This is a genomic window from Verrucosispora sp. WMMD1129, assembly GCF_029581255.1.
Lineage (GTDB): Bacteria > Actinomycetota > Actinomycetes > Mycobacteriales > Micromonosporaceae > Micromonospora > Micromonospora sediminimaris.
Genome location: NZ_CP120741.1, coordinates 5,677,548 through 5,690,960, shown reverse-complemented (window position 1 = coordinate 5,690,960; position 13,413 = coordinate 5,677,548). Strand labels below are relative to the sequence as shown.

Annotated in this window: 20 protein-coding genes; all 20 read right to left on the bottom strand. The window is 67.9% G+C overall.

Annotation, left to right across the window (positions count from 1 at the left end):
- Nucleotides 1-26: 26 nt before the first annotated feature.
- Nucleotides 27-407, bottom strand: a complete 381-nt coding sequence (locus tag O7624_RS26515; protein WP_282237692.1) for a hypothetical protein — start codon at nucleotides 405-407, stop codon at nucleotides 27-29.
- Nucleotides 408-491: 84 nt separating this feature from the next.
- A complete protein-coding gene (locus tag O7624_RS26510; protein WP_282237691.1) occupies nucleotides 492-779 on the bottom strand; it encodes a hypothetical protein in 288 nt (95 codons plus the stop codon).
- Nucleotides 779-1,171: a hypothetical protein gene (locus O7624_RS26505; RefSeq protein ID WP_282237690.1), complete on the bottom strand. Its 393-nt coding sequence runs from the start codon at nucleotides 1,169-1,171 to the stop codon at nucleotides 779-781. The genes O7624_RS26510 and O7624_RS26505 overlap by 1 nt, the downstream gene beginning before the upstream one ends.
- Nucleotides 1,168-1,677: a hypothetical protein gene (locus tag O7624_RS26500; RefSeq protein ID WP_282237689.1), complete on the bottom strand. Its 510-nt coding sequence runs from the start codon at nucleotides 1,675-1,677 to the stop codon at nucleotides 1,168-1,170. Before O7624_RS26500 ends, O7624_RS26505 begins: the two co-directional genes overlap by 4 nt.
- The gene (locus O7624_RS26495) at nucleotides 1,671-2,201 is read right to left on the bottom strand and encodes a hypothetical protein (RefSeq protein ID WP_282237688.1); all 531 of its coding nucleotides are present in this window, start codon (nucleotides 2,199-2,201) and stop codon (nucleotides 1,671-1,673) included. Before O7624_RS26495 ends, O7624_RS26500 begins: the two co-directional genes overlap by 7 nt.
- Before the next feature lie 147 nt (nucleotides 2,202-2,348).
- Nucleotides 2,349-2,720 (bottom strand): hypothetical protein, encoded by a 372-nt coding sequence (locus O7624_RS26490; RefSeq protein ID WP_282237687.1) that lies wholly within the window; start codon nucleotides 2,718-2,720, stop codon nucleotides 2,349-2,351.
- Between the two features lie 146 nt (nucleotides 2,721-2,866).
- Nucleotides 2,867-3,061 carry a hypothetical protein gene (locus O7624_RS26485; protein WP_282237686.1) on the bottom strand — a complete coding sequence of 65 codons (195 nt, stop codon included), beginning with the start codon at nucleotides 3,059-3,061 and terminating at the stop codon, nucleotides 2,867-2,869.
- A 115-nt stretch (nucleotides 3,062-3,176) separates the two neighbouring features.
- The gene (locus O7624_RS26480) at nucleotides 3,177-4,184 is read right to left on the bottom strand and encodes an N-6 DNA methylase (RefSeq protein WP_282237685.1); all 1,008 of its coding nucleotides are present in this window, start codon (nucleotides 4,182-4,184) and stop codon (nucleotides 3,177-3,179) included.
- A gap of 93 nt (nucleotides 4,185-4,277) precedes the next feature.
- Nucleotides 4,278-4,571, bottom strand: coding sequence for a hypothetical protein (locus O7624_RS26475; protein WP_282237684.1), 294 nt, complete (start codon nucleotides 4,569-4,571; stop codon nucleotides 4,278-4,280).
- A gap of 29 nt (nucleotides 4,572-4,600) precedes the next feature.
- Nucleotides 4,601-4,894, bottom strand: coding sequence for a hypothetical protein (locus tag O7624_RS26470; protein WP_282237683.1), 294 nt, complete (start codon nucleotides 4,892-4,894; stop codon nucleotides 4,601-4,603).
- A 163-nt stretch (nucleotides 4,895-5,057) separates the two neighbouring features.
- Complete coding sequence (locus tag O7624_RS26465; RefSeq protein ID WP_282237682.1) at nucleotides 5,058-5,378, bottom strand: hypothetical protein; 321 nt, start codon at nucleotides 5,376-5,378, stop codon at nucleotides 5,058-5,060.
- Nucleotides 5,379-5,443: 65 nt separating this feature from the next.
- Nucleotides 5,444-5,770, bottom strand: coding sequence for a hypothetical protein (locus O7624_RS26460; RefSeq protein ID WP_282237681.1), 327 nt, complete (start codon nucleotides 5,768-5,770; stop codon nucleotides 5,444-5,446).
- A 176-nt stretch (nucleotides 5,771-5,946) separates the two neighbouring features.
- Nucleotides 5,947-6,321, bottom strand: coding sequence for a hypothetical protein (locus O7624_RS26455; protein ID WP_282237680.1), 375 nt, complete (start codon nucleotides 6,319-6,321; stop codon nucleotides 5,947-5,949).
- A gap of 8 nt (nucleotides 6,322-6,329) precedes the next feature.
- The gene (locus tag O7624_RS26450) at nucleotides 6,330-7,157 is read right to left on the bottom strand and encodes a hypothetical protein (RefSeq protein WP_282237679.1); all 828 of its coding nucleotides are present in this window, start codon (nucleotides 7,155-7,157) and stop codon (nucleotides 6,330-6,332) included.
- Between the two features lie 61 nt (nucleotides 7,158-7,218).
- Nucleotides 7,219-8,922 (bottom strand): major capsid protein, encoded by a 1,704-nt coding sequence (locus O7624_RS26445; RefSeq protein WP_282237678.1) that lies wholly within the window; start codon nucleotides 8,920-8,922, stop codon nucleotides 7,219-7,221.
- A 109-nt stretch (nucleotides 8,923-9,031) separates the two neighbouring features.
- The gene (locus O7624_RS26440; protein ID WP_282237677.1) at nucleotides 9,032-9,481 is read right to left on the bottom strand and encodes a SitI3 family protein; all 450 of its coding nucleotides are present in this window, start codon (nucleotides 9,479-9,481) and stop codon (nucleotides 9,032-9,034) included.
- Between the two features lie 15 nt (nucleotides 9,482-9,496).
- Nucleotides 9,497-9,895 (bottom strand): hypothetical protein, encoded by a 399-nt coding sequence (locus tag O7624_RS26435; RefSeq protein ID WP_282237676.1) that lies wholly within the window; start codon nucleotides 9,893-9,895, stop codon nucleotides 9,497-9,499.
- Nucleotides 9,896-10,089: 194 nt separating this feature from the next.
- Nucleotides 10,090-10,617 (bottom strand): DUF6244 family protein, encoded by a 528-nt coding sequence (locus O7624_RS26430; protein WP_282237675.1) that lies wholly within the window; start codon nucleotides 10,615-10,617, stop codon nucleotides 10,090-10,092.
- Nucleotides 10,618-10,978: 361 nt separating this feature from the next.
- Nucleotides 10,979-11,908 (bottom strand): inositol monophosphatase family protein, encoded by a 930-nt coding sequence (locus O7624_RS26425; protein WP_282237674.1) that lies wholly within the window; start codon nucleotides 11,906-11,908, stop codon nucleotides 10,979-10,981.
- 16 nt (nucleotides 11,909-11,924) lie between these two features.
- Nucleotides 11,925-13,118, bottom strand: coding sequence for a hypothetical protein (locus O7624_RS26420; protein WP_282237673.1), 1,194 nt, complete (start codon nucleotides 13,116-13,118; stop codon nucleotides 11,925-11,927).
- Nucleotides 13,119-13,413 lie beyond the last annotated feature (295 nt).

The window sequence follows — 13,413 nt, the reverse complement described above, 5'->3', positions numbered from 1 at the left end:
GCCCTCTCGTCGTCGCCTGTGCGGTGCTATTGCCGCACGGACGGATGGGTGCCGAGCACCAGGTCGCGGATCAACGCCTCGATCTGAGGGGCGGCGTCGTGCGGCACCCGGAACGAGATCGTCGACGCGCCCGCCACCACCGCCACCGCCGTGTGCAGGCCGTCCCGCTGCGCCGCGACCGACTGCACCGCCCGCATGGCGAGCATCTGCCGGCCTTGCTCCTTGAACCGGGGCCGGCACGCTCGGAACAGCAGCGAGATCCCGATCGTGTAGACCGTGAGGATCACCAGCAGCACGTTCGCCACCTTCGTGCGGCCAGGCTGGCTCCACTCGATCCGGTCGGGCCATACCGCGACCCGCGCGTTCCGTCCGGCGACGCGGCTTTCGAACCGAGCCAACGGCTCCATCAGGTCCCTCCACAGTGAACGGGGCCGCACCCTGGCTGGGTGCGGCCCCGATCCTAAACCGGCTGGATGGCGCCAGCCGCCCCGTCAGGTCAGCTGACGGCCGTCGATCACCTTCACTGTCGCGCCGATCTCCGCGAGTTTCGCCAGCACGTGCTCGGCCACCTCGTCCCACGCTTCGCCCGTCAACACCGCGGCGGTGCGCCGCCCGTCCTTGATCCCGGTCACCATCACCGCCGAGTCGACGTCGAGTGCCTGGCCCGTCCGCTCGCATGTGATCCGCCGCTGCACCGCGTACAGCAGCGTCTCCCGGTCGAGGTGCCGGTTCCGCTCTTCCTCGTTGTCCGCCATCAAGGCCCTGAGCACGTTGTTCATCAGTGCCTCACCGGGGTCAACCACGGGCCGAGCGGCTTGTTCGAACGCGCCCGGCAGCCCACGCACAGCGGCTGCACGTCCACACCCGCTGCCACATCGACACGTACCGGCGTCGTCGAGGGGCACCCCGCGCAGCGCAGCCGGATCGTCCGCTCCACACGCAAACCCATCAGCAGCATGCCGCGCGGCACGAGAGTCTCCCTCGGCTGCCCGCCGCCGACCGGCAGGATCACCAGGTTGACCGTCGTCGGGAAGTCCCCCACGGACTGCACGTCGGCGATCTCGACCAGCCTCCCGAACAGCAGCACCTGGTCGCGGCGGACCAGATCCTCGGTCCGGATCGGCTGGCCCTGCCTCGGCTCCGATGTCGGCCTCTGGTTCGACTCACTCATGCTGCCTTCTCCTCTCCCTGGGCCAGCCAGCACCAGCGGGCCTCCACGTCGACCACCAACTGCTCCGTCAGCTCGGCCCACACGTCGGCCGGCAGCGTCGCCAGGTGGTGCCACCGGCCGCCCCGGGCCGCGTAGACGTGCAGCGCCCCCATCTCGTGCTCCCACAGGTAGGCCCACCCGTCGTCGGTGGGCGCCGCGTCGCTCAGCTCGCCGGCCACAGCCGGGCCGGGCTCGCTGGTGTTCGCCGCGAGCCCCAGGCCGCGCACGTACGCCCACTCGGGGCGGCGCTCGGCGACGGCCTGCTCCGGCCACGGCTTGTACGCCAGCACCGACCAGTCGCGGCGCAGCAACGCCTCGACCATCGCCGCCGTGTCCCGCCGGAACTTCGCCGCCCAGATCACCCGCATCTGGGCGAGGGTTCCGCTGGGCTGACCCTCCAGGGCGACCCGCCGGGCCTGGAACCGTCGAGCTCCGGGCTCGAATTTCCCGACCAGCGCGTTCACCACGCCGTCACCTCCTTCATGCGTCTCCGCACGGCGTCCATGTACATCCGGAAGTCGGCCGCTCTCCACTGCGCCGAGTAGCCGGCCTTCTGAACCGACAGCACCTCGTCGAGGGGCAGCGTCGGCAGCTCGTGCACCGACCAGCACGCCCACGGCCGCCACCGCGCCGGCCCGCGCTCGGGGAGCACCCCGAGGTAGACGTGCAGCCGGTGACCGCCGAACAGGTACGCCCATTCCCGGTCGTACGCGTTCTCGGTCGCGATGTGGCCGCGCAGCGGCTCTTCGTCGTTGGGGCTCGGCACACCGACCAGCGGCCCGGCGTCGCCGGTTCCCGGCAGGGTGTAGAGCCGCGACCAGTCGGTGCGCATCAGCTCGTCGACGGCCGCCTGCACGTCGTGCGCCATCAGTTCGTGCACCAGCACGGACAGGGCGGGCACGATCATCGTCGGGCAGGCGTCGTGCTGGACATGCCGCGCCTGGTAAAAGCCGTCGGCACCTTCGGTGCCGACCAGCGCGCGTAGACCCACGTCAACCTCCACGTGAACTGGGTCTTGCTCGGACAGATACCTTGCCGCTGTCCGGCCGCAATCGTCAATAGCAGCCGGACAGCTAGAGCCCGTCTAGGGACTCCGCACCGGGGCCGGGCGACCAGCCCGACCCCGTCTACGCAGCCACTAGGCGCGCTGCGGGACCGTCACCACACCGATCCACTCACCCCACCCCTGCGCCGGGTCCGCGTCCGACTTCCGGTGCACCGCCACGGCTGGGCCACGCACGTCGAAGCCCTCGCGCAGCAGCACCTCGACCGCCCGGCGCATTTCCTCCACGCCGTTGTCCTCGCTACGCAGCTCGATCACCGCCTGCGACACCACCACCGGCCGCGCATCGCACTCGTCGACCGGCTCGCCAGCGTGCACGCAGCGCGGGTCGTGCGGGTCCGCGATGCGCTCGCGGCAGTGCACGCACCGGTCCTCGCTGTCGTAGCAAGCGCCGTTCGGCCCACACTTCACGGCCCGCAGGCCGCACTTGATGCTGTGCTTGCCCATGTTGACCTCCACGTGAACTGGGCAGTTCTCCTGACTCACACGGCCGCCTTCGCGGTTTGCGGCCGTACTGATTGAAGCCCGGCTAGGGGCTCCGCACCGGAGCCGGACATCCGCCCGGCCCCGCCTACACAGCCACCAGACGGCCGCTACGCCGCCCTGGCCACGCCCTCGAACTCGGCCGGGCCGTGCTCCTTCTTCCGCCACACGCCGGCCCTGTCGCGGTGCAGCTCGAAGCCGGCCTGCTCGAGGACTGCGAGGATCTGGCTGGCGGTGGCCACGCCGTCGACCGCGCGCACCTCGACGTGCACCTCGAACGCCTCGGTGGGCCTTGCGTCGCTCATCTCGACCTCCACATTGGGGGCTGCATGACGTACATATACATTGTATGCGACCAGACCCCGAACGTACACAGAATATGTATGCAAGAGGCTGTGTAGCAGGTCACACATCCGCAGGTCAGAACAGGCGACCCTGCTGGTACGCCGCCTCGGCGTCGAACATGGACGAGGCCGGCGGCGCAGGCGGCGGCGGGGGCGGCGGCTTCGGCCGCGCCTTCCCCAGGTGCCGCTCCAACGCACCCTCAGGCGTCGGCAGGTCGAGGACGTGCCGCACCGCCGCGATCTGCCGGGCCACCCGCCACGCCCGCTGCATCTCGTCGATCGCGATCTGCCGGTGCTCCAGCGCCTCGTGCATCCACCGGTCCAGCAGCCCGTCGCCGCAGCCGACGACCACCCGCCAGCCCAGCCCCCACAGGTGCAGGTTCACCGCGCACAGCGCCGCCGCCAGCGGGTCGATGTCGTTCGCCCACCACTCGCACGTCGTCGGGTCCAGGCCACGCTCCCGCATCGCCCGCGCCGCGCCGAGCAGCATTGTGCCCGTCCCGGCGCAAGGCTCCAGAATCCGAGCGCCTTCCTCCGGTCCGGCCGTCCGGCCGAGCAGCTCGGTCACGCACAGCGGCGTCAGGAACTGGCCGGTGCCCTTCCGCCCGCCGTGCGACTTCATCGTCTGGAGCAGCATCCCGAGCAGGTCCAGCTCGCCCCAGGCTTCCGGCCCGCACCGCGACAGCAGCCCCTTACGGATCGCCGCCTGCCCCACCGCGTGCACCGCCCGCAGCACCGTCTCGTCCTGGTCGTCGTCCTCGGTCCACGACCACAGGTGCTTCGTCCGCGGGTTCAGGTCCGGCCGCAGCGCCGCGAACTCGCACCACAGCCTCTGCACCAGCAGCCCGAACCCCTCGTGATCGAGGCGCTGCATCATCTCGCCGAGCGCCGCGAGCTGGTCGGCGTCGGGCGTCTCTCGGGCCACCAGCGCCAGGGCGGCCACCACCGACATCGGCACTTCGATCCGCGAGCCGCCGTACCGGCTGTGCCACGCCATGTCGACCGCCTCGGCGATCGACACCGCGTGCTCTCGCGGGTCAGACGGCACGGCGTTCGCGCGCCGCGCCACCGTCGTTGACGTCATCTCTCCTCCACGTGAACACCCCGCCGGCTCTCCCGCCGGCGGGAACGGCAGCGCCCCCGCAGCCACGTCGGCTACGGGGGCGCTCGGTGCGGCTCAGCGCAGCCGCAGCACCTGCATCTCGGGCACGCCCACCACCGTGGGGTGCGTCAGGTCGTAGAAGTTCAGCCGCACGGCGCCGCCGAGGTCCTCGGCCACCGCCACGGCGTGCGCGTCGGCGTACACCTCGGTCCAGTCGACGCGCCGCACGCTCTCGCGGCGGCGCTCGCTCAGGGCCGCCAGGTCGAGCGACACGACGTCGCCGTCCTCCACCTCGGACAGCGCGACGGGGTGCCACTGGTCGGCGGTCGGCATCTGCTCGAACAGCTCGGCTCGCATGGTCACGGTCATGGCCACGTCCTCTCTCTCGTCTCTCTCGGTCAGCAGCAGGTGCCGCAGACGCCCGACGCCGGCAGCTCGCAGAAGCACGAGCCGCACAGCCGCTTGCGCACGGCCGCGATCTCGGCCCGGTTCGCCGCCGCCTGATTGGCGTCGGCCACCCGCTTCCGCGCGGCCAGCACCCGCGCGTTGTGCTCGTCGATCCGCCGCCGCTCCTGCGGGGTCGGCGTCCGGAACAGCGGCTGGCCGCTCACCAGGCGCGCCTGCAACTGGTCGGTCAGCGCGTTCAGGCCGGCGACCATCTGGCGCTCGCGGTAGCTCATCTCGCGTCCCATCGGGCACTCCTCACGCAGTAGGGGCGACTGGCTGTACATATTCATTGTATCCAGACAGCGGGCTCGGCGTACATATTTTCTGTACGGATGGGGCCGTGGAGCGGGTCACACGAACGCCGACGCCCCCGCGCCGCAGAGCGCGAGGGGCGTCGGTCCGCTCACCTCAGAACGACTGGCGGTACACCTCGTGCGTGTAGCAGTGCCAGTAGAACTCCTGGTTGTCGAACCCCCGGCAGTCGATGTGGTCGTCCACGTTGGCGGGCTCGACCCTGGTCACCTCCTCGACGCGCATCACCCACACGGCGTCCTCGCCGCTCTCCTGGACCCACACCCTGCCGTCGCGCACGTACATCACGGTGCCGCTCCGGTCGGCCGGCCCCCACGGGGCGTCCCACCGCACCTGGTCCTTCTCGGCCAGGTCCGGCGCCTGCGCCTCACCCGTCGTCGCGGTGACGTCCTCTTCCCGCCGCTTGCTGATCTCCACGTGAACTCCCCTCGCCTCAAAGGGCGCGCCGGCCGGGGCTTCCCGGCCGGCGCGCCTCGGTTCACTCAGCTCGCCCGGTTGGCCTTCACGCTCTGCGCGACGAACGCGAGAGCCGTCCGCCGCTCGGACACCTTCATCAGCGCCGCGTCGACCACCGCCGCCTTGTCGGTCACGGCGGCCAGCAGGTCGCCGCGCACCGACGTCCGCAGGTCACCCGCCGTCGCAACCGCCACGGCGTTTGCGGTCGCCTCGGTGAGCTCGGCGGCCTGCCGCTCCAGCTCCCGCTCGGCCTCGACCAGCCGCACGGTCAGCTGGAGGACCATGCCGCCCCGCTCGGCGCCCTCGGCCTCAATTCCGAACTCCTTGAGCAGCTCGTTGATCCGGTTCTCCATCTCGGTCCCTCCTAGCGGGGTGGCGCGTTATGTACATATTCATTGTATGCGCCAAGCACGCCTCCTGTACATATTTTCTGTACGGTTGGGCTATGGAGCGAGTCACACAACGACGTCGCCCCGCCCGGTCCACAGGGAAGGGACCAGACGGGGCGGCGCAGCCCGAGGCGTTGGGGTCAGCCGGTCAGCGACTCCGCGAGGACCGCGACAGGGGCCGCCTTGCTCGGCGGCTGGGAGGAACCGTCCGCCGGCTCGGCGTCCACCTCGGGCTCGTCGGCCCCGGCGACGACCGACGCACTCTCCTCGCCGACCTCAGCCGACGTGCTCTCCTCACCGCCCTCGGCCGGCCCGTCCAGGCTCGGCTGCACCACTCGGCTGTCGCTCGTGCCGAGAACCGCGTCCGCGATGTCGGCCGGCACCTCGAACGCCATACCCAGCGCCCCGTCCGTGTTCGTCCGCACCTCGTCGTGCCGCTCCGGACCGGCCGCGTCGAGCAGCTGCCGCGCCAGCCGCCCAGCATCCTCCCGGTCCGTCGGGTAGATCAGCGTCATCTCTCCTCCTACGCCGGCACACCCGGCAGCTTGACCTTCACCGCCGCCACCGTGCAGCTCCACCCCACCGTGTAGAACCGCTCAGCGACCGCGAACACCTCGTTGCTCTTGCGGTCCAGGGCCTCCGGCAATCTCGGCAGGAACACCGCCGACCGGCGCACCATCACCGGCCCCGTCGCATACAGCCACGCCTCACCCGCCTCCGGCACCGCGCCGCCGGGACCAACGCCGGTCGTCTGCGCGAACACCACCGGGTTGCCTAACGGCCCGACAAGCCGCGGCCCTTCCACGCGGGTCAGCTGCTTCGACACGAACCAGCCGGCCGTCCACCGCGGCGCCCACAACACGCCGAGCACACCCGCCGCCTGCGCCAGGTGCGACTCCAGCAGTCCGATTCCCGTCTCCAAAGCGACCGGCGTCTCGCCGGTGTCCGCGAGCACCGGCGTGCCGGCCGCCGCCAGGTGCGGCGTCGTGTCGGCCTCGCCGGTCCACACGTAGTGCTCCAGCGACTGCTGCTCGACCAGGCCGATCGCCCGCCGCGCTCGCTCCAGCAGGTCCGGTCGGGCCGCCGATCGGCCCGTCAGACCCGTGTACAGCCGGATCGCCTGGGACTGCACCAGCGGCACCCCGTCGGGCAGTTCCATCGCCCCCCGGTCGAGTTCGGACGCCGCCGCCGTGTTCGTCGGCGCAGGCGCGTCGACGCACTGCGGCTCCCACTCCACACCGGCCTGGAACTCACGCTGGTCCGCCGGGTCGACCACGGCCGCCGCCGAGAACAGGCCATACCGGTACGGCGTCGCCGCAGGGGCGTCGACGTACACGAAGGGCTGAGTCACCGCCACCTCCCTGTGAAGCTGAGGGCCGCACCGGATGGGCGCGGCCCCGTCAACGGGTTACTCAGTCCTCGGACGCCGCGCACGAGAACGCGACGGTCTGCCCGGTGACACCGGCCGGGCACAGCGGCACGGTCAGCTTGTACGACACGTAGCACCGCTTCACCAGCAGCGTCGCCTGCTCGGTGAACAGCGCGATGTACTCGTTGTCCCGCAGCTTCATGCTGTCGTAGACCGCCGACAAATCGATGATCGGCTTCGTGCCCTTCACCCAGGTACCGGGCGCGTAGATCAGGAAATCGACCGCACCCGGCCACTGGCCCGGCGCGGTGGTGCCGCCGAATCCGGCACCGCCCGCGTTCACGTACCCGTCCTGCCAGTCGTAGATGAACTGCGGACGCAGGTGCCTCCGCGTGAACCAAGCGGTGATTTGCTCGTCGGTCACGTCGAAGAAGTTCACCCCCGCTCGGCGCGCCATGTCGGCCCGCACCCAGTCGAGCAGCCACATCGGCGCGACGCATTCCAGCAGCGCCCGCCGGCTCATCCGGTACCGGTACCGGTAGTCGGTCGCCGCGAGCGACAGCGCACCGAGCACCGCGGTGGTCGTCTCATCGCCGCCGATGTCGCCGCCGAGGGTGAGCGTGAACTGCGTCGACTGCGACGGAGCGGTGGCCATCCGCTGCACCATCCGCGCGTTGATCTTGTGCTCGTGGGCGGTCATTGCCCGCCGCACCACGTCACGGGTCAGCTCCGGCCACACCGCGTTCTGCACGATGTCTTGCTCGATCTGCACCCCATCGATCTCCAAGCGGGTCTCCACGAAGTCGACCGTGGGCACTCGGTAGCTCGGCTTGTCGGTGCCGGCGATCGAGTCGGCCTCCGTCTGCACAAACCCGGTCGCCGAGTACAGCGTGGCGAAGTCCAAGTTGGCCGGCACCTTGATGCCGCCGCCGCGTGGAATCGAGATGCCCGGCAGGTCGAGGATGCCCTCGGTCGTCTCCAGCCCCTCGCACAGCTCCCACAACGTCTCCGACGGCGCACCCCAGCCGCCGGCGGCAACGAGGTTCCCGCCTGTCAGGCGCGACTCGCTGCCGGCCAGGTCGATCAGTCCCAGGTCGACCAGGCCGCTGCCCCCGGCAACGAGGGCCTGGTCGACCGGCAGCTCCACCCGGGCCACGTTCTGCTTGATGCGCGTCTGCACCTGTGAGCCCACGCCACGCGGGAACCCCGCGAACTTGTCGTCGAACGCCGCCGCGACCTCGGTCACCGACGAGAACACGTGCCCGTGCGGAACGTTCGGCACATCCGCCGCCGCCTTGATGATCGCCGACCGGCCGCCCTGCGTCACCTTTGGCTTCGGCTGGCGGCGGGCTGCCCGCCGCGCCAGCGACGCCACGACCGGCGTCGGCTGCGATACAGGTTGCTCCTCGACGGGCGTCTCCTCGACCGGGCTGCCTTCGGGCTCGTTCTCGCCTTCACCCGATTCCCCGTCGCTGTCGTCGCCCTCGGGTTCATCCGCGTCGCCGTGCACGGCGGCGTCCAGGTCGTTCAGCTCCGACGCGACGGCCGCCGCGTCCTGCTCAATCTGCTCCTGCTGGGCCCGTACCGAACTAACGAACGTGGCCAGCTCCCGCAGCTGGGCTAATCCGGCGGCATCCAGGTCGGGAGCATCGCGGAGAGCATCGAACGCCGCTACCGCATCAGTCTCCAAGCGGTCCAGCGCATCGAGGTCGAACCCGTCCAGGCTCGAAGGGATCTCAAACTCCACCGTCGGCTCCTCAGCACGGTAGGGATCTCATCCCGACCGGCCCGCAGCCAGCATCGGCGGTACAGCGCCCACACTAACGCAGCGTGGAGGGCGCGGGCTGAAGGCGGGCTTACGGAAGGAGTTCCCTGACGCCGTAGTTGTCCCACCACGAAAGCTGGTGCGTGGTCAACGTTCCGGCTACGCGGGTGAGCAGAAGCCAGTTGCCGTTCAGGACCAGCGCGGCGTCTTCGGGTCGACCAGCGAGCACCCGGGCCACCGCTGTGACCATGTCAGGTGTCGCCCTGCCTGCGGTGTCGTCCTTGGGCATGTGGAAGACGATGTTGACGTACGTGTCGGGTTCCCATTCCCATTGGGAGCCGTCGTCGTCTTCGGCGTCGAAGTAGCCGTTGCTGCCGCCGTAGACGCTCACCGAGTACTCGGAGGTGTGCGTGAGGTCCGCGCTGAGCAGTCGAGGGTAGCCCGGCAGGGTCGACTCCTCGACGCCTTCTGGGGCGGCGAGCGCAGCCACCTGCTCCAGCGGAATGTCTCCTGCCAGCGTCAATCGGTACTCGATAGCCACGCGTTGCCTACCTTCTCAGTCGCGCCGGACGATTTGAATGATCTCACCGTGGCGGGTCACGGCCGTGAGTTCCTTGAGGTGGTGGATCGGCCAGTCGTTGAACTGCTTCTGTAGGGCGCCGAGGTCACCGCGCCAGTCGTGCAGGTTCAGCACCACCCGTTGGGTCTGCTGGCTGGTCACCTTCTCCGACACTTCCGTCCACACGCCTCGCACGCCCTTGGCGGGCGTCGGTGAGTAGCAGTCGAAGACGTGCCCCTCGATCAGATAGTCCGGTGCCTTGTCCGGCTTCCCGATGTCGCCGGTGTTCTGGCGCGCTGCGGCGATCTGCGGTCTTGTCGGGTTCTGGTGGACTCGGTAGCCCTTGCCGGCGACCGTGTCGGCGCAGGCGTTCTCCAATTCCAGTGCCCGCTGCACCCGTGCGTCTTCCCGGGGTGGGATCCGCGTCCTCGGGCCACTCGGCCTTCCACCGATGGCACCGGTGGGCTGCCGGCTCCACGGGACCAGGCCGTGTTCATCGGAAGCGCCACCAACATGCGGGGAACCAGGGTTGGTCGACTCTGCGGCGGTAGACGGGTTCGGGCTGGCCGGTCCGTGACCGCCAGCCCCACTCAGTTTCCCGAGGAACCGAGCTGCCGCGCTTCGGCGACCGCCGACTCGACGTACTGCCGGGCGGTACCGGTGCGTTGGACCACCATCACCAGCACCTGCTTGATGCTTTCCAACGCCTGCAACAGCGGACCAGGCTGTCCACCCTGCAACACCATGGTGACGAGCTGCTGGGCCTCACCGACCTGCTTGATGGTCCCGGCCGCCGCATCGCGGGCACTGTCCACCGCAGCCTGAACGGGCGTCAGCCCGGAGATCGTCTCCTGCGGAGTCGCTTCGCGCGGAACCGCCGCAGTCGCTTTCGACGCCTCATTGATCGCACCGGAAAGGCTGGCCAGGCCGCCCTGGATAGCGGTGACGGCGCTACGTACGCGGGCCAACCCCGCCGCCACAGCGGCAAAGCCAGCCCCTGCAGCCCGTACGGCCACTTCCTGTGCCTGCCGGTCAGCCGCGGCCGCCAGTCCCTGCGCGCGCTCGACGCCCGTCAGCAGCGCACGCAACTCACCAGAGATCTTGTCAACGTGTGACATCCGACCGCCTATCGACCGAAGCTAGCAAGGGTGCTCGACCGCGAAGGTACGCCGCTCATCCTCGGCGCTCGCGGCGTAACTCGACAAGGCTACGCAAGAGCCGAGTCGGAACGCGACCCGCGGATTGAAGCCGTATTGCTGCTGCCAGTGGGAGGCGATCTGCCGGCACGTCCAGCCGCTGGCGCGGAGGTGGTCGGCCTCACGTTGATAACTATGCGCGCTTCTCGTCATCCACACTCCCGTGGCGTGCACACTGGCCCTTTCCCGTCCGTCGCGAAGTGGCGATGCCGAAAGATTGGTGCTATGAAGTGTCGCACTAATCGAGCGCGTCGTCAGAATTCGATGGGGTATTCGCCGACTTTCAGACCTCCAGATGATGAACGATCTCTTCGGCTAGGCTGCGGCTTCCAGCCGCGACGAACTTCTGTCGCCGGTCCATCGCGGCCACGATATCCGACAGTGCTGCAAGATCGTAGTCAAGCGGAATCGGTTGCGCTTCGAGGTCCAACACTGTTCCGCCTGCGGCATGGAGGATGTAGTGGCCCGGAGCGAGGTCCCAGATAGCGAAGCCTTTTGCGAACTCAAGCACGCCCTCGGTAAACCCTGCTGCAACGTGACAAAGGCTCACCGAACCGAAGTCGACGCCGATTCTGCCTCGGCTTCTTCCATCATTGTCAGGGCGATCGAGAGCATCCATGATTCGCTGCTGGCGACTGAGAGGCATAAGCCGCTCGCCGGGTCGCATGAGGAAATTGGTGAGCAGAGATTCTGAGAGGCGCTTCGGCTCACGTCGTCGCAGCATGCGCCCCGAGCCATCGGCCGTAAAGGTGAAGGCACGATCTTCCCCATCGCTGAAGCGAGCGGCTACGTACAGCCGGACGTGGTGAAATATGTCGCCCACCACGGACACGATCGGTCGTGCGAGCTTGCGCGAGTAGATCATGACGTGCGTGTAGCCCAGAAGCCCTCGAACTGCTAGTTCGCTTGTATCGAGCGGGTCAACGAGAACGCACAAGTCCGGGTCAGATTCCGTGCCCACAATTTGCGGCTCGGCTTCTTCGGAGGCGTAGACAAATGACTTCAGGTGTTGGCTTATCAGCTCGCGGTAACGCTCGTGCATCCACATGTCATGTACCGACAGAAAGTTGTCCGAGTGTCGTAGGTTTTCGCTTTCTCCGACCTTGCCGGTGAAAGCCGCTTCGAGCAGCTTGGGTCTGATCTCAAGCATGACTGCATCCACGACTTCGGCGGCTAGTCGAGCGAGGTCGGGCAGTTGATCCTTGTAGTCCATAGTGCCTCCTGCGTCACTATCGCAATTCGAGTGGTGGCTCAATGCCGGGCGGACTCATTGTTGCAGCTATGAAGACGGCCGAGAAGTCTGCCGCCCGGATGATTTGAGCCCCGGTCAGGTCGTCGAAGCTGGAAACCTCAAGATCTGAACCTTTAGTCATCGCTCCAAAGACGGCGAAGTAGAGCGTTGCGTGGGGGTACCGAAGCCTGATTTCGTGCGCCAGGTAGCCGACGACATCGGCGTGTTTGACCTCGAAATCACAAATTAGAATTGTTGGCGCCTCGTCCGCTTCCGGGTAGAAAGAATTGGATGCGAGGGTGATGCCGTTTCGCGTCCTGTTGCAGCGGAGATATCCAATTGCGCAACGAGAAAATTGGGCTGAGGCAAGAAAAGTGGCCATGACTAGGCCTGCCTCGTTTACGCCGAAGCAAATGTCGACGTCGAGCCGCCCGCCGACGTTTTTGATCTGGCGAATGATGCGTTCTACACCGAAACCGAACGTCTCCCAGTTCAGGTCGAGGAGATTGCCAGGGCGTAGATTCGGTAACGTGAATACGCAGATTTCGGGGTTTCCGAAGTCGATGGTTGGTACGGTCAAGTTGAAGTCGGGCCCAATGATGTTCGAACCTGCCGGCAGGGGCGTTGCTATGCCGAGTGTGGCGGGGCTCTTCCGTCCTTCGGTCCGATCGCTGTTCCTCGCCGAGAGCGCCTTTAGGGCGATTTGGTCTTCCGGTGCCAGTCGTTCATAAGCCTCCGCAACGAGGTCACTAGGCGATATGTCTTCATTGGCGACTCCGAGAGGCCCCTTGCTGTAGGCAGTGGCAAGAATGAGAAGGCTAGAAAATGGCGGCGGTGACCCTGAACCGCGCGTTCGCGCCCAGGTCTCCCAAGCGTTGATCGTCGTTCCCCCCAGGCTCGTCTGGTGCCCGGCGACCTCGTTATAGCGTACGGCGGCCTGATCCTGCGAGAGTCCGGCCGCATAGCGGTAGGCCTGGATGCTGGGAACGTCGGGGTTCTGACTCGTCAGCTCTGCAGCGACGGACTTGACAGAACCCAGCTCCTGCCACAATCGCTTGCCAAGTCGAGCAAGCTCTCGGCCCCGCGCCTGGGGAGTAAGACGCCGATGTGGGGATGCGTTGGATCCCATGCTGCCTCCCAACCGGGGGGGTAGAAGCGGCGCGTAGTGACCGGCACCGATGGTGTCGAACACCCTACCCATCCTGATGGGTATCCACTGTCTCGGACATATGACTGCTGCTCAGGGCCACCCACAAATTCGTGCGTGTACGGCCCGTCATCAAGGTGTGACCTGATCGGCCGACCTGCGATGGTCTTGGTGAGGCCGTCAGCCAGGCGGGCGCGCCGGTAACCGAGACGAGCCGCATCCGAAAAGGAGGTGAGCCACCGCTCTTCGACAACGCCGTTCATGGCGGCGGCCCTGCTAGAGCCTGTGTCGAAGTCGGTGCCAGGGCTTGAGTTGTTGGTTGAGGATCTTCGCGTGTCGG